Source organism: Marinomonas sp. 63XJN7_7_ISO-PGPR-S23-202, from assembly GCF_056173505.1.
The window spans coordinates 1241010-1260969 of record NZ_CM149677.1 but is presented as its reverse complement, the minus strand read 5'-3'; the positions used below and the strand labels follow the sequence as shown (position 1 = coordinate 1260969).

16 protein-coding genes are annotated in these 19960 nt (G+C 41.2%); 3 read left to right on the top strand and 13 right to left on the bottom strand.

All coding sequences use genetic code 11. The annotated features are described in order from the left end of the window. Positions 1 to 389: 389 nt before the first annotated feature. On the bottom strand, positions 390 to 1694 hold the full coding sequence (gene tyrS / locus AC0VYG_RS05775; protein ID WP_475431371.1) for a tyrosine--tRNA ligase: 1305 nt from the start codon (positions 1692 to 1694) through the stop codon (positions 390 to 392). Positions 1695 to 1796: 102 nt separating this feature from the next. On the opposite strand from tyrS, the gene AC0VYG_RS05770 reads away from it, so the two are divergent. Then, on the top strand, positions 1797 to 3158 hold the full coding sequence (locus AC0VYG_RS05770; RefSeq protein ID WP_475431370.1) for a peptidoglycan DD-metalloendopeptidase family protein: 1362 nt from the start codon (positions 1797 to 1799) through the stop codon (positions 3156 to 3158). Positions 3159 to 3248: 90 nt separating this feature from the next. On the opposite strand, the gene trxA is transcribed toward AC0VYG_RS05770, so the two are convergent. The 6 genes from trxA to lptM form a co-directional block, all read right to left on the bottom strand. After that, positions 3249 to 3575, bottom strand: a complete 327-nt coding sequence (gene trxA, locus AC0VYG_RS05765) for a thioredoxin TrxA (RefSeq protein WP_475431369.1) — start codon at positions 3573 to 3575, stop codon at positions 3249 to 3251. A 101-nt stretch (positions 3576 to 3676) separates the two neighbouring features. Continuing rightward, on the bottom strand, positions 3677 to 4390 hold the full coding sequence (locus AC0VYG_RS05760; protein ID WP_475431368.1) for an HAD family hydrolase: 714 nt from the start codon (positions 4388 to 4390) through the stop codon (positions 3677 to 3679). Then, complete coding sequence (locus AC0VYG_RS05755) at positions 4387 to 5052, bottom strand: DUF484 family protein (protein ID WP_475431367.1); 666 nt, start codon at positions 5050 to 5052, stop codon at positions 4387 to 4389. The genes AC0VYG_RS05760 and AC0VYG_RS05755 overlap by 4 nt, the downstream gene beginning before the upstream one ends. A gap of 7 nt (positions 5053 to 5059) precedes the next feature. Beyond that, entirely contained in the window at positions 5060 to 5890 is an 831-nt protein-coding gene (dapF, locus tag AC0VYG_RS05750) for a diaminopimelate epimerase (RefSeq protein WP_475431366.1), read from the bottom strand. Positions 5891 to 5900: 10 nt separating this feature from the next. Then, entirely contained in the window at positions 5901 to 7154 is a 1254-nt protein-coding gene (gene lysA / locus AC0VYG_RS05745; RefSeq protein WP_475431365.1) for a diaminopimelate decarboxylase, read from the bottom strand. 10 nt (positions 7155 to 7164) lie between these two features. Beyond that, on the bottom strand, positions 7165 to 7287 hold the full coding sequence (gene lptM, locus AC0VYG_RS05740; RefSeq protein ID WP_475431364.1) for an LPS translocon maturation chaperone LptM: 123 nt from the start codon (positions 7285 to 7287) through the stop codon (positions 7165 to 7167). Positions 7288 to 7491: 204 nt separating this feature from the next. On the opposite strand from lptM, the gene AC0VYG_RS05735 reads away from it, so the two are divergent. After that, complete coding sequence (locus AC0VYG_RS05735; protein ID WP_475431363.1) at positions 7492 to 8391, top strand: hypothetical protein; 900 nt, start codon at positions 7492 to 7494, stop codon at positions 8389 to 8391. Between the two features lie 50 nt (positions 8392 to 8441). On the opposite strand, the gene AC0VYG_RS05730 is transcribed toward AC0VYG_RS05735, so the two are convergent. Next, on the bottom strand, positions 8442 to 9434 hold the full coding sequence (locus tag AC0VYG_RS05730) for a family 8 glycosyl hydrolase (protein ID WP_475431362.1): 993 nt from the start codon (positions 9432 to 9434) through the stop codon (positions 8442 to 8444). 25 nt (positions 9435 to 9459) lie between these two features. Then, positions 9460 to 12474 carry a cellulose biosynthesis protein BcsC gene (locus AC0VYG_RS05725; protein WP_475431361.1) on the bottom strand — a complete coding sequence of 1005 codons (3015 nt, stop codon included), beginning with the start codon at positions 12472 to 12474 and terminating at the stop codon, positions 9460 to 9462. A gap of 64 nt (positions 12475 to 12538) precedes the next feature. Here AC0VYG_RS05725 and AC0VYG_RS05720 point away from each other — a divergent pair, with 64 nt between their 5' ends. Beyond that, a complete protein-coding gene (locus tag AC0VYG_RS05720) occupies positions 12539 to 13582 on the top strand; it encodes an IS630 family transposase (protein WP_475429081.1) in 1044 nt (347 codons plus the stop codon). On the opposite strand, the gene AC0VYG_RS05715 is transcribed toward AC0VYG_RS05720, so the two are convergent. Genes AC0VYG_RS05715 through AC0VYG_RS05700 form a run of 4 tightly spaced genes read right to left on the bottom strand, consistent with a single transcriptional unit; the run spans position 13551 to position 19696 of the window. After that, complete coding sequence (locus AC0VYG_RS05715) at positions 13551 to 14324, bottom strand: hypothetical protein (RefSeq protein WP_475431360.1); 774 nt, start codon at positions 14322 to 14324, stop codon at positions 13551 to 13553. The two genes, AC0VYG_RS05720 and AC0VYG_RS05715, sit on opposite strands and share 32 nt — an antisense overlap. Next, on the bottom strand, positions 14314 to 18633 hold the full coding sequence (gene bcsA / locus AC0VYG_RS05710; RefSeq protein WP_475431359.1) for a UDP-forming cellulose synthase catalytic subunit: 4320 nt from the start codon (positions 18631 to 18633) through the stop codon (positions 14314 to 14316). The genes AC0VYG_RS05715 and bcsA overlap by 11 nt, the downstream gene beginning before the upstream one ends. 14 nt (positions 18634 to 18647) lie before the next feature. Then, entirely contained in the window at positions 18648 to 19373 is a 726-nt protein-coding gene (bcsQ, locus tag AC0VYG_RS05705) for a cellulose biosynthesis protein BcsQ (RefSeq protein ID WP_475431358.1), read from the bottom strand. Next, positions 19370 to 19696, bottom strand: a complete 327-nt coding sequence (locus AC0VYG_RS05700; protein ID WP_475431357.1) for a hypothetical protein — start codon at positions 19694 to 19696, stop codon at positions 19370 to 19372. The genes bcsQ and AC0VYG_RS05700 overlap by 4 nt, the downstream gene beginning before the upstream one ends. Between the last annotated feature and the right edge of the window lie 264 nt (positions 19697 to 19960).

Below are 19960 nucleotides of genomic sequence, written 5' to 3'. Positions count from 1 at the left end.
CTCTCGTAAGACTTCAATTTTTTTGATCGCTCAGCGCCTCACTCAGTAAACTAAGCAAAACCCTGTCGATCTTCTGAAGGTCTCAGCGAGCGCCCACACAAATTATCTGATTATCTATTTTAAAGAGCGTCTGACGTGTTATCGTTCGGCTTGCTTAGCCTGTTGTTCAGCTAAGTGGCAAAGCGTTGTTTGCGTTGCCGTCCGTGTCAGTGGGTGCGTATAATACATCCTAGAATTTTGAGCGCAAGTACTTTTTGTATTTTCTAGCAATTAAATCTGTTTTGTCATCAAACTGACGTATTTAGAGTAAAGAAACATGCAAATAAGAGCATTTATCAAACAAAAAAGGCGCTTGCGCACCTTTTTACCACTACCTTGAAAGAAGGTGATTAAAGAACAAACAGGTGATGCTTCTTCTTACCCAATTTCACAAGGAAGTATTTGTTGTAGTAACCATTAGCCGCCGCAAAGATGTCTGCTGCACTCATGTTGTCTTCCATACCTTTCGCCACACCATTCACAAAAACAGAGCTGCGTTGCAAGGCGTCCTTTACCTGTTTGCCACTTGCGGCCAAACCAGCATCCGCCATCAATGTTGTTAGTGGTGTTTCCGCAAGATTAATGCCCGCTAAAGAACTGCTTGGTAAACCGTCTAGCTGAATTTGCGCCAAATCTTGCTCACTTAGTTGATCCGCTTCACCACTAAACAGTGCTTGGGTAATACGCTCTGCCGCTTGCAAGCCCTCTTCGCCATGTACAAGACGAGTCGCTTCACGCGCCAAGATAGCTTGCGCCTCTGGTTTACCTGTACTTTCTTGGTCTGCTTTTTCAATGGCATCAATTTCCTCAAGACTTAAGAAGGTAAAGAACTTGAGGAATTTATAGACGTCTGCATCCGCTGTATTCATCCAAAACTGATAGAAGGCATATTGACTTGTTTTAGCAGGGTCTAGCCAAACGGCGCCTGACTCTGTTTTACCAAATTTTGTGCCGTCTGATTTTGTAACTAACGGCACGGTCATACCAAATGCTTGCGATTGGTTTTGGCGACGGGATAGATCGATACCACCAACGATGTTCCCCCATTGATCGCTCCCCCCTACTTGAATGGTACAGTCGTATGTGCGATTTAACTCAGAAAAATCCATCCCCTGTAACAAGGCATAAGAGAATTCGGTAAAAGAAATACCAGAGCCTTCGCGGTTGAGACGTTGTTGAACGGATTCTTTGTTGATCATGGCATTCACAGAGAAATGCTTACCAATATCACGCAGAAAGTCCAATACATTCATTTGACCCGCCCAGTCCAAGTTATTCACCACTCGGGCAGGATTTGGCACACCATCAAACTTGATAAACTGACTCACTTGATTGCGAATTTTCTCAGCCCAACTAGCCACAACATCGGCTGTGTTCAGTTGACGCTCTGCGGCTTTAAAACTTGGATCACCAATCAACCCCGTTGCTCCACCAACAAGCGCAATAGGGTTGTGTCCAGCGTCTTGAAAACGCTTTAACACCAATAAAGGCACAAGGTGACCAAGGTGCAGGCTATCGGCCGTTGGATCAAAACCACAATAAAGCGTACGACTTCCACCAGCTATATGGGATTTCAGCTCTTCTTCTGCGGTCATTTGGGCGATCAACCCACGAGCTTGCAAGTCTGTTAAAAGATCGTTACTGCTTACTGTCATTTTTAGATCCATTTCCTAAAGTTAATTTTGATAAAGCTTTCAATTATAAAAGTAATATTGGTAGGATTATAAGGGTTTAAAAAAGATTTTTGGATATTCATTTTGGCCAATATACTACCATCGAAACATATTTTTCTGATTGCGGTTATAAGCGTATTAATCATCATACTGCTGATAGCCTTTCCGGAGAAGAAAAAGCAACGCGACCAGACAATTTCCATTGAGGCGAAACCACAACCTCTTTCGCCTTCAGACATATCTTCTCAGACAGCGAATAAACAAGCCCAAAAGAGCCTATCAGATGAAACAGGTGCTAACTCTCTAAACAGCACAACCACTACGATCAGCCCTACTCTGCATAAGGTTGAAATTGCAAGTGGTGACTCACTTTCCACCATACTTTCGAAATACAAGGTCTCTGCTCAGGATATCTATAAGGTCTCTCTGGCGGATAAAAAAGACGGTGATCTGGTGAGAATGCGTCCAGGTCAGAAAATCACCTTTCAAATAAACCCAAAATCAGGACAACTTCGCCAACTCACTCTCATTCAAAACCAATTAGAAAGCGTAAAGTTTACACGAGAAAACGACACTTTCCATCGACATAAAATAAGCAAAACGCCAGACATTATCCATACCTATAAGGAAGCCACTATTAATAACTCCTTATTTGTCGACGGCATGCTTGCTGATATCGACGAGTCCTTACTTATTAATATGGCGAACATTTTTGGCTGGGACATTGATTTTGCATTGGACCTGCGCAAAGGCGACCGATTTAGCATTCTCTATGAAGATAAACTATTGGATGGACAACGCATTGGTCATGGCAACATTTTGGCTGCACAGTTTATCAACAATGGACGCGTTTATCAGGCGATTCGCTACCAATCTAAAAAGGGAACCCATTACTATACCCCTGACGGTTTGGCCATGCGAAAGGCCTTTTTGCGAACGCCTGTCGATTTTACTCGAATATCGTCTGTCTTTAATCCGAATAGACTCCACCCAATTTTTAAAACCAGCCGCCCTCATCGTGGCGTTGATTATGCTGCCGCAAGCGGCACTCCAGTCAAAGCGGCGGGAGATGGACGTATTGTCTTTGCCGGAAAACAACGGGGATATGGAAACGTCGTCATTATCGATCATGGCAGAGGTTACCAAACACTTTATGCCCATTTGAAAGGCTTCGCGAGAAACATAAAACGCGGAAAATACACCAAGCAAGGTAACATCATTGCTTATGTTGGACAAACAGGCTGGGCAACCGGACCTCACCTGCACTACGAGTTCCGCATCAATGGTGTCCACAAAAACCCAGTCACCGTGAAACTCCCCAATGATGATCCGATGCCAAAATCAGACTTGAAACGCTACCTACCCTATGCTCAGAAAATGGTTGCGACATTGGCAAGCTCTCATTCTCCTGCATTTTCTGAACAGTTAGCTTTGCTAGAAGACTAAACTTTAAAGATGATCTGCCAAAGACAAAAAAAGCAGCTAAAAATAGCTGCTTTTTTATACACAATATAACATCAAACCAATCCGTTAAGATTAGATAGCACCGTTGATAAAGTCTATAAGTTGCGACTTAGATACCGCCCCCACTTTCGTGCCCACTACTTCACCGCCTTTAACAACGAGTAAAGTTGGGATACCACGAACATTGTACTTAGGCGCTGTTTCTGTGTTTTCATCAACATTCAGCTTAACAACTTTTACTTTGCCTTCGTATTCAACCGCAATGTCTTCAAGTACTGGTGCGATCATTTTACAAGGTCCACACCAGGGAGCCCAAAAATCAACAATGACAGGCAGGTCAGATTTCAGTACTTCTTCTTCGAACTGAGCATCTGTAATTTGGATAGTATTATCACCCATGGTAATTCCTTAAAGTCAGTTTTAACTAATGAATGAGCTTAGTATAACACTAAACGACTAGCGTAAACATGAGTTACTACTAATAAGACAATAGAAAAGCGCTATTGCAATAAAGACCTAATCACATCCGGTAACTCAAGCAACGAATGAACTTCTGCATCGGCCCGCACACCCCAGGACTCATCCCAGCGGCGAGCGCCATGACGATTAAACCAAATTGCTTTTACTCCTGCGGCGGCAGCCCCAGAGACATCATCAACAGGATGATCGCCAATATGAACCATCTGAGTATAGTCCACTTCTGCTTTTTTCAAGGCCGTTTCAAAAAGTATTGGATCAGGCTTAGCCGCGCCGACTTGATCGGCTCGGATCGCAAAATCAAAATAAGACGCTAATCCAACATAGGGATGATAAACATCGGCATTACCGTTACTAATCGCAACCAGTTGATAGTCCTCGCGAATCATTTCTAAAACAGTTTTGACATGTGGGTAGAGATCTACTTTCTGTCGCCATTCTGAAAAAACACCCATCGCCGACTCCGCAACAACGGCAGACTCTTCGCTCGACAGTCCAAATTGTTTAAGTGCTTGCTTATAGATTTCATAGCGCAATAATGTGACATTAAACGCTAAGGAAGGTGTTTGAGTAATGAGAGCATTACGAATGTCCAAACGATTCGATGCTGTAAAAAGCGACATAAAGCCAGGAAAGCGTTCATTAAACCAAGACTCCATGGCATATTCAGCACGCACAATCACAGGATCAACATCCCACAAGGTATTATCTAAATCAAAGGCCACTAACTTTTTCATTCTATTAACCTCTGAAAAATCCCACTTAGCACCTCAGCAAGATACTGCAAAAAGAGTGTCTCTTTTTCCTTAGAAAAAGTATGAGGGGACTGGGAGCCCAAAACGAGCACACCAATGCAGTCTTTTTCATTTTCCTGGGAACCAAGAATGGGAACCAAAGCAGTAGAGAGGATAAGACGGTGGGTTTCGGGAAATAAAAACTGTATTGCTGTTTTGTCCAGCAACGCACAAGAGCTTCTTTTTAAACTCGGCAAACCATTAAGATGCTCTTTTCTATCATCTTCCGAACAACAGCGTATCGATGATCCTTGACTATTGTCGAATAATAACAAAGTGTGATGAGATGCATCGAACTCCTCCCTCACCATATCATCGATCACAATGATCAAATCATCCAACGAGGAACACGCCACTCCAGCCAAAATAAGACGACGTGTTTTTTGCATAATCGCTTCATTTTGCCGAGCCACCTCAACTAAGCGCTCAAACTCTTGACGATAGCTCTCCGCCGTTTTTCTCAGTAGCGAAACCTGATACTCAAGCAATGAAATGACATTACCATGTACCGGATGAGGAAGCGTTAAGCTCTCCAATAAATCAGAATTTTTAACAAAAAAATCCGGCGACTTTGATAGGTACCGAACGACATCCTCTTCTTTCATACATCCTCTATAGGTAAATTTGCCCTTCAAACACTTTTTCGGCAGGGCCAGTCATTAAAATGGGACTCCCCTCGCCTTGCCACTCAATACGTAGATCACCTCCACGTAAATGCGCCGTGACTCTTGATGCCAACCAACCTTGTTTGATACCAGCCACAACTGCAGCACATGCCCCCGTTCCACAGGCTTGAGTCTCCCCCGCACCACGTTCATAGACACGCAAAGCAATCTCTTCAGTGTTAATTACTTGCATAAAACCAACATTGACCCGATTTTCAAAGCACTCATGAGACTCTAATACTGGCCCGACGGTCGATACTAATTCATCGGTTAAAACATCTACTTTTAAAACCGCATGAGGGTTACCGACAGACACTGGCGTTATTTGATGAACCTCGCCCTTTGCCTCAACCGTATATAATCCTGGTTGCTTTTCAGCAGTGAAAGGTAAATCTTTAGGATCGAAACTTGGCGCCCCCATATCAACGGTCACTAAACCAGCATCCTCTACCCGTAGCTGGATATGCCCTCGCTTGGTTTCCACATTAATAACGCGTTTATTCGTCAACTCGCGATCCAAAACAAACTTGGCGAAGCAACGAGCACCGTTTCCACAATGCTCTACCTCCGACCCATCCGCATTAAAGATACGATAACGGAAATCCATATCAGGGTGAGTGGGGGGCTCAACGATTAGCAGCTGATCAAAACCAATTCCTCGGTTACGATCACCTAAACGTTGGATTTGTTGTTTATTAAAAAATACTTTTCTAGAAACCGCATCCACCACAACAAAGTCATTTCCAAGCCCATGCATCTTGGTAAATTTTAACAACACAGCGCACTCCTTAGTCAGGCAATACTTGCTCGCCAGCCAATTGATGCTCTATTGTTTCTCGAGCACGAATCAAGTGAGCACTGCCCCCATCTACCATTACTTCTGCTCCGCGGCTGCGGCTATTGTAATTCGATGACATGGTAAACCCATAGGCTCCAGCAGAACGCACAGCCAGTAAATCACCAGCTTGAATGTCCAGCTCTCGATCCTTACCAAGGAAGTCTCCAGTTTCACACACTGGACCGACCAAGTCATAGGTACGTACACCTTCTGAAGTCGGCGCTAGCGAAACGGGAACAATATTCATCCACGCTCCATAGAGAGACGGACGAATCAAATCATTCATTGCACCATCAATCACTGCAAAATTTTTGTGAGGTGTACATTTAAGAAACTCAACCTTGGTCAATAAAATACCAGCATTAGCCGCAATGGAGCGACCTGGTTCAAAAGCCAAGGTGACTGATCGATCTTTCACTTTTTCGAGAATCAATTTCGCGTATTCCGCAGGCTCCGGCGGCACTTCATCACGATAACGAACTCCCAAACCACCACCTAAATCCAAATGTTTAATCTTAATTCCGGCTTCTGCTAGCTCATCCACCAGCCCAATCAGACGGTCGAATGTGTCCAAGAAAGGTGTCAGCTCTGTCAACTGCGAGCCGATATGGCAGTCCACTCCCATTACATCTAAATTGGGTAGTTTATGAGCAATTTTATAAATGCGTACGGCATCTTGAATATCGATACCAAACTTATTTTCTTTTAGACCTGTTGAAATATATGGGTGGGTTTTCGCATCCACATCAGGATTTACACGCAATGAGACAGGAGCCACTTTACCCATTTCGCCAGCCACGTCATTTAGGCGATAAAGCTCTGGTTCAGATTCCACATTAAAACAGTGAATACCAACCTCTAAAGCTCTCTGCATCTCATGAGCTTGCTTACCCAAACCTGAAAACATGACTTTTTCAGGGTCACCTCCCGCTTTCAACACCCGCTCTAACTCGCCAATCGAAACAATATCAAACCCAGAACCGAGACGAGCTAATACATTTAAAATCGCGATATTCGAACAGGCTTTTACTGCGTAGCAGATCAAGCTAGGATGAGAAGCAAAAGCCTCAGCGTAGGCGTTATAGTGTCGTTCAAGGGTTGCACGGGAGTACACGTAACAAGGGGTGCCAAATTGTTCTGCAATTTGCGTTAATGCAACATTCTCTGCTTGCAATAGGCCATTGTTATAATTAAAAAAGTCCAAGGGGGAATCCTCAATTAGTCGAAGACGATTCTTGCTGGGCTGCTGTCCCACCATGAGGTAAATAAAGAGGGCCTTTATTACCACAAGCACTAAGAAACGCAGCTAAGATAAGCACAGAAAACCATTTAAACATCGTCTTTATCTCTTTAGTTTTTGATTTCAACAGTATACTGGTAGCTATCTCGTTTCCCAACCCTAACCGTACATTTAAAACAATATTCTTTACGAAGATGACAAATAACTTATGGACTTGAATCTGCTATATTGACACCCAGCTATATAGATACAGCAACAAGGATTAGATAGAGAAGCTTATTACCAGCACTCGAACAACTATATGCCCATACACAGAAGTAGCATTATCAAAAAATCTTGGCTGATAGCCTTACTCTGCGCCATCGCTATACATGGTCTTATTTTCTTTGTAGGCAAAGACCAAAACTGGCTAGACTTATTAAACCCCTCTGCTGTATCGCCAAAAAAAGCATTAGAGGTGTCTTTAATTAAACCAGAAAAACAGCCTCAAGCCTCGGCCAATAAGCAAGCGCAACCATCCTCCTTAGACAACGCTAAGACACTAAGACAGCCTTCTAATGCCACAGGTTCAACAAGTCCCGCTAACCAACAGACGGGCACAGCCAAAACAGCGGACTCGACAAAAGAGCAAGGTATGGAGCTTTTCCAAAGCACATCACCTGGGGACTCCAACGCGAAGCAGAAAAAATTAGATAGCCACTTTGATACGGTGAAACGCAACGGTGTTTCCGTACCAGCAGGCAACTGCAATAGCTTAGATACCCACTTATTGACAAGCCAACAAACAAAAAACCTCATCGACAACCCTGAGCTGTTAGACATCTCCAAAATATCATTATCTCCCGATGCCGATATGCAAGCGACCAGTAAAATCTTTTCAAAAGAACTACGGCAAAAAATAGCGGAATCAAAAGCAGCCCAACAAGAATATTTAAAAGGTGTAGATAAAGGCGACAACACAAACTATCCCATCACAGAAGACGCTGACGGCACACGATATGTCAACATTAAAGGAGTGTGTTGGAGAATGCCAAAAGAAGATGCTGCTGATGGTTCGAAAAAGGGCTGGGCGATCGTCTTTGATGGTTGCGGCATCAAATCTAAACTGTTTCATTTTGAGTTAAACATCTCCCCTAGCATTTTAACAAACGAGCTATTAGGACCTGATTCGCCTTTTAATTTGGAGCAGCAACTTAAGTAGATATTTGAACAGATATGATACCTACTTTTCAGCGCAAGGAAGAGGTTTAACTAACGAGACTCACTAGCCATACGAGAGAGTAAAAATAACGAGGCACTATAGTAGAGCGCCTTTTTATCTAAACGGGCTGGTATAGGCTGGTCACTTACCAAAGCGATAATCGCCTTTACTCCTTGTGACGCTAAATACGACGACTTAACTCCTGATAAAACATTTATCCATGCAGGTTCACGCCCCTTTTCCACCTGCCAAAACCGCTTTATAGATTGTAAAGATGGTGCCTTCGTCATCCCTGCTAAATAAAAGTACAAGGGGATTCTTACCGCATCAAAACCAAAGCGAGGCGCCCAATTTGGCGATGGCATGACTTTTCCCGCTTTAGTTACTTGAATCCAGTCTGTTGGCAATTTATCGACACCAAATTGACTTTTTTGTAGCAGCGCCTTGCCGCTATCAATCACTTCTTGCCATTCTCCCCCATCCTCACTGGCAAAATCCCGTAAAGCAGGCATTATCCAGTAAGCTAAATTAATCTCCACATAGCCTTTACGTGTAAATCCTTTTAGCCCTGGCAAAATCAGCTTATAGCCTCCAAAATTTACAATTAAGTGCTTTAGAATGGCCGTTCTAATCAATTTGGAGGCATTCGTATAGTTGGTGTCTCTCCATTGCTTTCCCGCCTCAAACAGCGCCCAAGCAATCAGTAAATCCCCATCGGAAGCATCATTTTTATCTATAACGTGGGGAATAGTATTAGGATTATACTTCCAAGAAAATAACGGCAAATCATGACGTCCAAGATGCCTCTTAGTCCATTCCCAAATCAGTGAGAAAGCTTGCCTATCATTATAATGAAGAGCTAAGATCAAGCCATACCCCTGTCCCTCAGAATGACTAATATCATTATTTCCAGTATCCACAATTCGCCCTTGAGGCGTTAGAAAGTTCTCTTTATAGAGACTCCAGTTACTATCTTGAGCCGATGCCAGATCACTCAATAGAAAGCCTAAAATGCCCAAAAACAATACAAGATAATGCTTCACCCCCCAACCTCTCCCCTCAAACAGTTTAGTTCGTTGTACCTATCAAGTATTTTGCACCTAATGAAGCCGACACCTGATTATAATCACCAAAATTATCGTATCCAGCACCAAAGTATAGGCTTAACATCGGATTCAGATGGTAGGTTGCCTTTCCTGATAGGCTAATACCAAAACCCCGGGTTGTTTCAGAACCGTAAACGGATTTCTTAAGTTTACTCTTATTCGCTGAAACAAGACTGTTTAGCTGTCCTTGAAAAGACGAATTCTCGGGATAAAAGGGAGCAGAGTCTTCTGAAAAGCTTTGGAAGCCTGGACTAAACTTAAGCGTAAAGTCCATATTTTTATGCTTTTCAGATAATGTAATGGGCAAAGTAAGCGCCGCATAGTTTTGTGGACTAAAATAGCCACCATGCCCTAGTGAGTATTTGCTCACATTATGATCAAAACTAATAATAGTGATATCCATGCCTGCCAACAGCTGGCGCGTCTCATTATTGACAATATGAAAATAACCACCTATAGAAGTTTGAAGCTTAAGGTTACTTTGTACACCATTACCTCGATAGCGGTAAGCACCCACATTGCCGTATAAGCCAATCACACTGTTATCAAAGTTAAGGCCCAATGTACCTCCTGTTTTAGTTATCCCTCCCCATTTTTCACGTGTCGTAGGATCAGATGTTCCTGCATACGACAGTAGACTATCCTTGACCGCTCGACGCTCAAGATTGACATTAAGAGAGAGGTGATCAGTCAAATACGGTTGCCAGTTAAAACCTCCAACCAAGTGACTTTCTTGGAATCCTAGAGGTGTTGTACCAAGGTCTAGCTTTAACCTTTGCCACTGTTGAGACACATTAAGCCCAACGCCTCCATCATTTTGACTTGGTGTGGCCGCCGTGCTTGCAAACACAGCATTCGTTCCAAATAACTCAGGGTTACTTGAGTCACTGCCAGCATTTAATACAGTTGGCGTGACGGTTAACTGAAAGCGACCATTTGCATAAGGCGTATTAATGATAACAGGCGCCTCTATGCTATCGAGCCGGCTCAAGCCTGACTCGCCACTCCTAGAGTGAATCTGAGCCCCTACCTTCAAATACGTCGCATTATTTTTCTGAATCTCTTTTGTCAATTGATAAACCTGGTAAGCTAACGACGTTTTGTTTGTATCATTATTTTGCTTATTAACCACCTCTGACTTGTTAGCTTCCTTACCTGGCAACCAAATAGGCCGTGTCATGTTTTCAGATACTTGATTCTCAGACTGACGCTTATTAAAGTCAGAATCTATAAAAGGGTTTTTAGAAGTAAAAATATCTGTATTCATCCCAGATACGCCCCCTGAGTAATTTTGCTGCAATACTACTCTTGCTTGAGACAAAGCCTTCAAGGCATCACTATTATTTCCTAGTGCCGATTCAACACGAGCCTTCAACAACAACACCCTAGGATTATTTGCCATCCCTTTAGGTACAGCATCCACGGTAGCTTTTGCCAAGTCTAGCTTATGCAGTGATAACTCTATTGATACCACACCTTCTATGGCACTTAGGTTTTGTGGGTGCGTTTTGAATACATACTGATAAATCTGTAATGCCTTATCGTCTTTCTGACCAGTTCGATACAAGCGCCCCATTGCTAATAACAAATCAGCATTATCCGGATACAAGCGCATTCTATCGGCTAATAGCTCATAAGCCTGTGCTAACTGTCCATCCTTTCTGAGTTTATCAGATTGTATAATCGTCAAATCATTGCGGATATGATGTATCGCTACATGATCATCACTGGAAAGCACTTGACGACCTGATAGTTGATGAAGTAAACGATTTGCACCGTCGGGATCACCAGCTTTTGCCATCACTGTCAACAAAGTACGATAATCCTCAACAGGCTGATCTAAAGCTGGTGGATAAGTCTGCAGATAAGACAGGGCTAAATTGTGTTGCCCACTTTGATAAATCGCAGAGGCAATACTCCCCTCATCGGAAACACTACTTGGTGTCGTTTGATAAAGTGTCGAAATAATTTTGCGTGCCCCCATCATATCACCAACATTTTGAAGCCGTTTAATACGTGCTAATGATAGCTGTAGAGCTGCTATATTTTTTAATTGGATAATTTTTTTATCCTGATGAACCTTTGGAATAGGCTTAAGCATTGCAATAACATCTGACCAGTTTTTTTGATCTTGATCATACAAAGCAGCCACATAGCGGTCAGTCACTGTGCCGTATTGTTTAACACCACGAGCAAGCAATGACTCTGCGGCTTGGGGATTACCTGTTTTATTAAGAGTGCGGGCTAAATCTAAACGAATCCATGGATTACTTGGTGCCAAATTCGAAGCTTGCCTTAACGTACTCAAAGCCATTGATGTGGATTCTGATTCAGCGTCCGATTTCAGCGCTAATGCTTGACTTAAAGCTTCTCCTTTAAATTCTTTTTGAGCAAAAGATGGCAAAGTCTGCGCTAAGGCACTGGCTTCCCCCCATTCACCTTCCTTTTCTAGCACATCCATAAGGCCAATTCGAGCAGGGAGATTTGTGCTGTCCTTAATCAGCAAGCTATTATAGATAATCAGCGCTTGCGTCAGCTTATTATCTTTTCGAAGAATGTCTGCCTTAGTAATCTGGGCATCCAATTCTTGCTTATCGTTATAATGCTTCAATGTATTGAGTTTCGACAAAGCACTATCGTATTGCCCATTTTTAGCCAATTGCTTCACCTCATTTAAATGGGCATAAAAATAGGCGCTGTCTCTCGCGCTAATCCATTCATCAGCCTCGTTAGGCGCTAACTTAATCGCTTTATCCAAATATTCATACGCAGCCTTAAGATGATTCAAGCGCTGATTCACTAATCCAATACCAGCAATTGAAGCGGCATCATGTTTGTCATATCTCAACGCCAGTCTAAACTCCCTTAATGCTTTATCGTTCTGACCTTTTTTATACGCTTTATAGCCTCTAACTCTCGCTATTTCACCAGCTTGCGTTGCGGTTAATGTCGTCGCCTTTTTAAAGTGAGCGGCCACTTCTCGGTCATTTGGATATTTGTTTATTAACCCGGCGGCAAGAATTATCTGATATAATCACTGAATGAACGAAAAAATAGACCCCCGAAAACTGCCCACTTCAGAGCTTGCTAGACTACGAAAACAAGTTGTCAAACTGCGTGATAAAGGTTTCTTGTTTAAAGACATTTCAGAAGTGACTGGAGTCCATGCTGACACCGTTGGTCGTTGGTATAGAGACTACTTAAAACGTGGAAAAGACAGCTTTAAGTATAAGAAGCGTGGCCGCGAAGAAGGCCTATTTCGCAGCTTAACCAAAGCACAAGAAGCTCGCATCCAGCAAGAAATCACAGACAAAATGCCGGATCAGTGTAAGTTGAATTTTGCTTTATGGACGCGGCGGGCGATCCAACAACTCATCAAACAATTGTGGGGAAAGGATATGCCTATTAGAACGATAGGAGACTATCTAAAACGCTGGGGTTTTACACCACAAAAGCCATTGAAAAAGGCTTACGAGCAGAATCCGCAAAAAGTGTCTAAATGGCTTGAAGAAGAATATCCCTTAATCAAAGAAAGAGCGGCAAATGAAGGCGGGGAGATACATTGGGGTGATGAAACAGGCATTCGTAATGACAGTCAACATGGACGCAGTTTCGCTCCCAGAGGCAAAACACCAGTTCAAGTGATTCCAGCGAAGCACTGCCGCCTCAATATGATCTCTTCTGTCACAAACCAAGGAACAGTTCGCTTTATGACCTATTCCGATACAATGACCGCTAAAGTATTGATGCGCTTCATGAAAAGACTCATTTCCTCGTCGAAGAAAAAGATTTTTCTGATACTCGATAACCTTCGAGTCCATCATGCCAAGTTAGTAAGAAACTGGTTGGCTAAGCCAAAAATTAAAGAGCAAATAGAAGTCTTTTATTTGCCAGCATACTCACCTGAACTTAACCCAGATGAATACCTAAATTGTGATCTAAAAGCAGGTATCCACACTGGTGATGCACCAAAGAATGAACAAGCTTTAAAAGGAAGAGTGATCTCACATATGAGAATGTTACAGAAGCACCCAGATCGAGTTAAAAAGTACTTTAAGCATAGGTCAATTTGCTATGCCGCTTAGAAGATATAAAATCCCGCCGGGTTAATAAGTAAGCATCATACAACCTACGATCAGAGGGTTTCGCGCCCAACCAAAGTAATGCTTGTCGCCAACTTTTATCTACCTCAGGGTGCGTTTTGTCTTCTTTCTCTAAGATTTCAATGCCTCGTCGGCGGGTAGATTCTTTGTACGTCAGCACCTTAGCGTAAGCAATCTTAAAAGCACTATTATCAGGGTGCTCTCGATACAGTTTATATAAAGCATTACGAGCCTTATCTACCCCATCTTTAGTACCAGCTAAGGTTAAATAATACTCAATAGCAAATTCTTCAGGGGGCACATTCCCATTAAATGCTTTTTGATAATCACTTATAGCTTGTGAATATTGCCCCTCTGAAGACAATTCCCTAGCTTTGGATAATAGAGAACTGTGTGATAAAGGGTTCCGTAATCGCTCAAGATACAGGCTATCCGGGTCGATACTTTTAATTTTATCAATATACTGTTTTTTAGCTGCTCCATCATGATTCTGAGCTGACAATAAGGCTAATTTATACAAAGCTTTAAGATTATTCGGATCAGATAATAGGATCCGTTGCAAAGAATCTTTCGCCAGATTAGGACGCTGCTTTGCCATCCAAAAATCGGCTTGCTGAAACAAAGTATTATATTGATTTTGCTCAATACTGATCTGCGCACTCAATGCTTGAGAAGAAAACACCATTAGCAATAGAGATATTAGCAAACACTTTTTATCGCTCATTTCTTTCTTTCCTTACCTCAGAAAGCCTTCTTACCGCTCTGCTCTTTATAATGGGATAAAGCAACAGCGCACCGAGTAACACGCCCGCTAACAAAATACTGACAAGTAAAAAAATATGTTGGCTAAAGTACCAAAGGGTTTTCTTATACCAAGACAACTCACCATGACCATAAGTTGGGCCTACTTGATAGGAGCGAATAGTTTTATTACCTACAACGGCCAGGTCACCATGTATGTAAGCCCCCACACCAGAAGAAAAAAGACGCTGTTGAGTCGTAATCAGCTTGTCATCACTGGATGTCATGACAACCACTGTTTTCGACGAACTTTGAGGTGAAGCAAAACTTAATAAACCAGAAAATGCATCCTGTCGTTGGAGATCGCTACTAGCCGCTTTTTCATCTATCGCTTCATCGTTAAGTAAAAACAGTTTTAATCTTTGCCCTAAAGAGCGCTTTTTTAAAATCAGATGACGTTGAACCAGTTTAAACGGAGATCCCTGCAACATATTCGAATTTTCTAAACGGCTAATACGCCCGATCACCAGAACATTTTTTCCTTTTGTTTCAGGACCAAAAGACAGCCCTTGTTTTACATGAACGTTAAACACAGGCAATTCAGTAAAAGCGCCCATTTTGGCCATAGTGTCTAGAAATGTGGATAATTCAGATTGCGAGGGCTGCTTAGGTAGTACAACAACCGTGTCAGACAAATCAGATCTCCGAGTGAAAGGAAAGCCAGAACTCACGAAATACGATAAATTCGGCAGCGCTGTAAAATGTCTCAACTTTGTAAGATTTAGGGTCGAAGATGGCAATATCTGACTAACTAATTCCGTATTATTGGATGCTTGGCAATCAGCCGCTGCTTTTTGCTTTAAGTCAAAATAAAACTGCAACCTGTTTTCACCATATAATAGCGAAGCTGGAATAGAAATGGTGGCGCTTTGCTTCCTAATATCATATCCAAGTAACGCTTTCAGACTGGCCCATATCCCCGTTTCATTAACGCCTAAGGAGGTCAAATATTTACCATTTAATGTTACGTCTAGTTTAGAGTCATGCTTGCTAAAACCACTCTCAGGAAAAAGGTAGTTAACCTTCATAGACGCGGACTGATTTCGCCATTGGTATAAATCAGGTGGCGCGCGAAAGTACACATCTATCTCTGAATGATGTACTCCTTTTGAGATTAAATCTGCTGGCTTGGCTATCTCAGAAAAAGGTGTAGGGTGATCGATTCTGATCCAACTTTTCGCATCATAGGGTTGACTCTTGGGAACACTCACTTTAGGCACATAAAATGAATTGCCATTCATTTTTTTACCTTCTGCAAAAAATTGAGCCGCTTCCTTCAACTCTTTATCATTACGCCCCATCACGAGTAAAATTTTAAAATATTTGTTTTTTGGATTATCAATCAAGCGTATTTCAGGCCCTGATAATGAAGGAAAGCGCCTTCCAAAAAACTTATTACCAATAACCAAGGCAATCGCATTAGCCTCAGGTAAATGGTTTTCGCTAATAGGAAACCTGACTGTTTTTTGCTTGGCTAGCGTTCCAAAGTAAGAGGCTATAACTCCAGCACTGTCAAGAAGGCTAGACGAACCCTCTCTTGGCAAAATAATGGGGATAGTACTCTCTGTCATCTGATTAGGATCGAAAAAAGGTCTAGGCAAACCCGCCAAATCACCTCCAACAACTAAAGGATGACTGATAAGAGAGAAGTTTGATTTATTACTAATAACCACGCGTCTGAGTTTTGTTTTATCAGAGTTGGTACATTGACTACCGCTTTTATCTAATATTCTAAAAGAAAGATTATTTTCACTTAATATCAAATCTGGACTAATAGGAATTGATAAGGAAACACCAGCAGAACCAAAAGTATCTAAAGGTATTTTTTTTACAACTTGTCCATTCAATTTCACTTGCAAAAAGCTATCCTCAGGAAATACAATATTTGGATACTTAAAAAACAAATGAAAAGTCGCCTTACTAACATATTCATCTTTTCTTAATGTAATATAAGCACCCGTTTGACTACCATTATCATAAAGAACTAGAGGCGTATGAAAACCCGCAGCTTTAAGAGATAAGTTTTGGTTATAAACAATGTCGCTTGCCCATACTTTACTTGTGACAGAAATTGATAACAAAGAGATCAAAAAAATAAAAAAGACACGTACTTTCCAATACCCAAAAAACTGTCTACACCATTTCCTCCATCCTAAATTTCGATCACTACTTGATAACAAACTAATACTTTGACATGCCACAGTTATTAAAGATGCTATTACCTGATCTTTTTTATATGATCTATTTAACCAAGCATCCGCACGCCCCATTACAACTTCAACAAGATGTCTTCGTTGTTTTATAGGTAAGAATTTGAAGTGAAAACGTATATTTTCTTCATTTGAAAAAATGTATTCAACAGGAAATAACAAAGCCTTCCCATCAAAAAAAATCTCTATATGGTTTATTTCTTTTGCCTCACTGACAGAAAGCTCTAACGAATCTACCCGAATCCCCCCCATCGATAAATCATAAGACTTTGTTACTAGTGTTTTCCCATTCTTTAAGTATAAAATGGTTTTTAACTCTATATTTATACAAACGGATTGGCGCTCTTGTTTAGACTCTCTAGCAACTGACAAAGAAGCCATAATAATCATCGCACTAAAAGATGCCCAGAAAATATTTAGTAACAAAGAAAATGGCTCTACATTATAGTACCTATATAAAATCGTGCGGATTATTCCCCATATAATAGCAATAATCAGAACTAATAAAACAATTAAATGAGGGCGTACCGATTTTGCGTCAAAGAAACCTTCCTTCAATGTCCCTCCCTTCTCTGTCACGTTAAAACTTCCTTTTTTAGGGTTATAAAGCGTCAATAAAGTAGGTTTGACTAAAGCAAAACATAATACAGTTTCATAAACCTCACCCCAGAAGGAAAATCGATGTTTACCTTGCACTAAAGTGTTAGTTTTAATAGAGTGAATAAGGTGAGGTAATGCGTAGGCTAATAATACAAAAGGCGACGCATGAATAACATTGAGTCCAAATAATAAATAAGCAAGCGGGGCGGTGATAAATACAATTCTTGCTAAGGGAAACTGGAAATGCATCATGGCATTTAAATAACAAAGTCGTTGGTGTAAGGCCAGCCCCTTACCTAACAAAGGATTGTCAATCCGAAATATTTGACTCATCCCTCGTGCCCACCGAGCACGTTGCCCAATGTGAAGTGCCAACCGTTCAGTTGACAAACCTGCCGCCAAAGGAATACTCAAATAGGCCGTATTCCAGCCATTACGCTGTAACCGTAATGCCGTATGAGCATCCTCTGTAACAGTCTCTACCGCAAAACCATCAATATCTTCTAGTGCAGAACGCTTTATAACCGCACAAGACCCACAAAAGAATGCGGCATTCCAGTAATCATTCCCCTCTTGAACTGGGCCATAAAACAACTCCACTTCGCTAGGCACATGACTCGCTCTGTCCATGTTACGCTCAAATGGATCTGGCGAATAAAAATGATGGGGAGTTTGCATTAACGCCAGCTTAGGATCAGCAATAAATGCACCTACCGTCGATTGTAAAAATAACTTAGTAGCCACATGATCACAGTCGAAGATGCAGATCAGCTCTCCTTGCGTCTGTTTTAAAGCATTATTCAGGTTACCGGCTTTGGCATGTTCATTATTAGAACGCGTAATATAGCCAACACCAGCCGAAGCAGCGTATTTTCCAAACTCAGGCCGTTTTCCGTCATCTAATAGATATACTTTCACCTTGTCTTTTGGATAGCTAATATTAAGGGCAGCTAGCACCGTATCTTGGACAATATCTAAGCTTTCATTATAAGTTGGTATATAAATATCAACAGTTGGCCATGTGTTATAATCTTTAGGCAGCGGGTATATTTTTCTCTTTAAAGGATATATAGTTTGCACATAACCAAGCAGCATAATAACCCATGCATAGATCTCAGCCAACAAAAGACCACAGCCTAGAATAAACTCTAATGGTGATGACAATGGCAATGTATTGACCATCCGCCAATATAAATAACGAGTAGAAACAATAACACTCAATAAAATCAGAACAATTCTTACGAATTTGGACTTTATGATGCTCATTAATAACATAAAAATCACACTAATAATCGCAAAAATAGTTTGATTACGAAGATCAAGAGGTGTGACAACAACGAGCGCTATAAATAGAAATAGAACAATAAGACAACCAATGCGAAAAATACCAAACACCCATTGATCATGATTTTTTTCACTCATGTTAAAGGCCTTTTTCAAAGTTCAAAAATTCGGCTTAAATTTCTGGATATAGCATCTAGGTCGCTAATAAAAGACGAATAAGGGGAGTAATCGAAAATGGATTTTTTAATAGAAAACGACTCAGGTACAGATTCATCCTTATGAATATGCCCTATTAATAATGAACCAAGCTTTTGATCATAAAACTCCGAGATATCCCGATTTAAGCGATGTGGACGGGATATTTGATTAATAATAAAAAAAGTTTTCTTTCCTGCCATCACCAAAGGCAATGTAACAACAGACTCACCATCAGCTGTTAATACAACTAACTCAACAGAGGGTACTTTCTCGATGCACTCTAAAGCCCTACTGTCTCCAGATGGTAAATCGATTAAGATAATGGATTTCTCAGGAAGTACTAACTGCTCTAATCTTTCATACAAAAAGTCAGGCATAGTAATTAATTTATTATCAAATGATTTTTTCTGATCTCTATTAGACTGTCCATAAGGCAATATAGAGACACCACTTGATGTTTCTAATAGGTAATTTTGCCAATTTACATCAGGACTTAATAGAGTAACTAATCCTCTAGCATCATTCACATCCACACCAAAATGGTGACGTAAGCTGTTTTGAGGGTCTAGATCAATAGCAACAACCTGATAGCCTAAACGTTGCATAGAAAGGGATAAGTTAGCCGTTACCGTTGTCTTTCCGACACCGCCCTTAGGTGAAGAGATATAAACAATATTCATGAACGTTCACCGACATTAATAAAAGCAAAACGAGAGTTAAATAACGGCTCTTCTTTCTCTTCTACACCTGTGCTCACTAATTCAAAATGTTCGTCCTGTGTATTTTCTTCTGGCACCAAAAGAGAATATGCAGAAAGTATTTTTTTATCTAACGAGGTATTTAATACTCCTTCATCATTAATATGAAATTTTATAGCCTCGTTTATTTCATTAATCACGCCCCAGAAAGAGTGCTTAAACTCTTCCTCCCTACTGAAAGCCTGAAAATCTATATTTTTACAATTAGCCTTTTCCTTAAAAGCCTCAAAATCATTAACATTCATTGTGACCCCCAAGAAAAGTTAATCACGCTCTTTTATGTATTCCCACGCGATAGCCCTCCTTCTAGCAGCCCGACAGGCGAAATTGCACACTACACACTAGGGAAAGTCTTTAACGCCTTCTTCTAGAATCATCTAGGCTGGATGTACTGAGTAAACCGTTGGCTATACTATGGAATAGATTATTACAAATCATTCCTGATATTGTTAAAGAATAACGATACAACCAAGCAAATCGTAACTTTATGTTAACATTTATGTTTGTAT

What these genes read in the sequence shown, in the direction of transcription:
- trxA (WP_475431369.1), bottom strand. Translation starts at nt 3,575, where the DNA reads ATGGGTGATAATACTATCCAAATTACAGATGCTCAGTTCGAAGAAGAA.
- AC0VYG_RS05760 (WP_475431368.1), bottom strand. Translation starts at nt 4,390, where the DNA reads ATGAAAAAGTTAGTGGCCTTTGATTTAGATAATACCTTGTGGGATGTT.
- AC0VYG_RS05735 (WP_475431363.1), top strand. Translation starts at nt 7,492, where the DNA reads ATGCCCATACACAGAAGTAGCATTATCAAAAAATCTTGGCTGATAGCC.
- AC0VYG_RS05720 (WP_475429081.1), top strand. Translation starts at nt 12,539, where the DNA reads ATGAACGAAAAAATAGACCCCCGAAAACTGCCCACTTCAGAGCTTGCT.
- AC0VYG_RS05755 (WP_475431367.1), bottom strand. Translation starts at nt 5,052, where the DNA reads ATGAAAGAAGAGGATGTCGTTCGGTACCTATCAAAGTCGCCGGATTTT.
- lptM (WP_475431364.1), bottom strand. Translation starts at nt 7,287, where the DNA reads ATGTTTAAATGGTTTTCTGTGCTTATCTTAGCTGCGTTTCTTAGTGCT.
- tyrS (WP_475431371.1), bottom strand. Translation starts at nt 1,694, where the DNA reads ATGACAGTAAGCAGTAACGATCTTTTAACAGACTTGCAAGCTCGTGGG.
- AC0VYG_RS05715 (WP_475431360.1), bottom strand. Translation starts at nt 14,324, where the DNA reads ATGAGCGATAAAAAGTGTTTGCTAATATCTCTATTGCTAATGGTGTTT.
- AC0VYG_RS05700 (WP_475431357.1), bottom strand. Translation starts at nt 19,696, where the DNA reads ATGAATGTTAATGATTTTGAGGCTTTTAAGGAAAAGGCTAATTGTAAA.
- bcsA (WP_475431359.1), bottom strand. Translation starts at nt 18,633, where the DNA reads ATGAGTGAAAAAAATCATGATCAATGGGTGTTTGGTATTTTTCGCATT.
- bcsQ (WP_475431358.1), bottom strand. Translation starts at nt 19,373, where the DNA reads ATGAATATTGTTTATATCTCTTCACCTAAGGGCGGTGTCGGAAAGACA.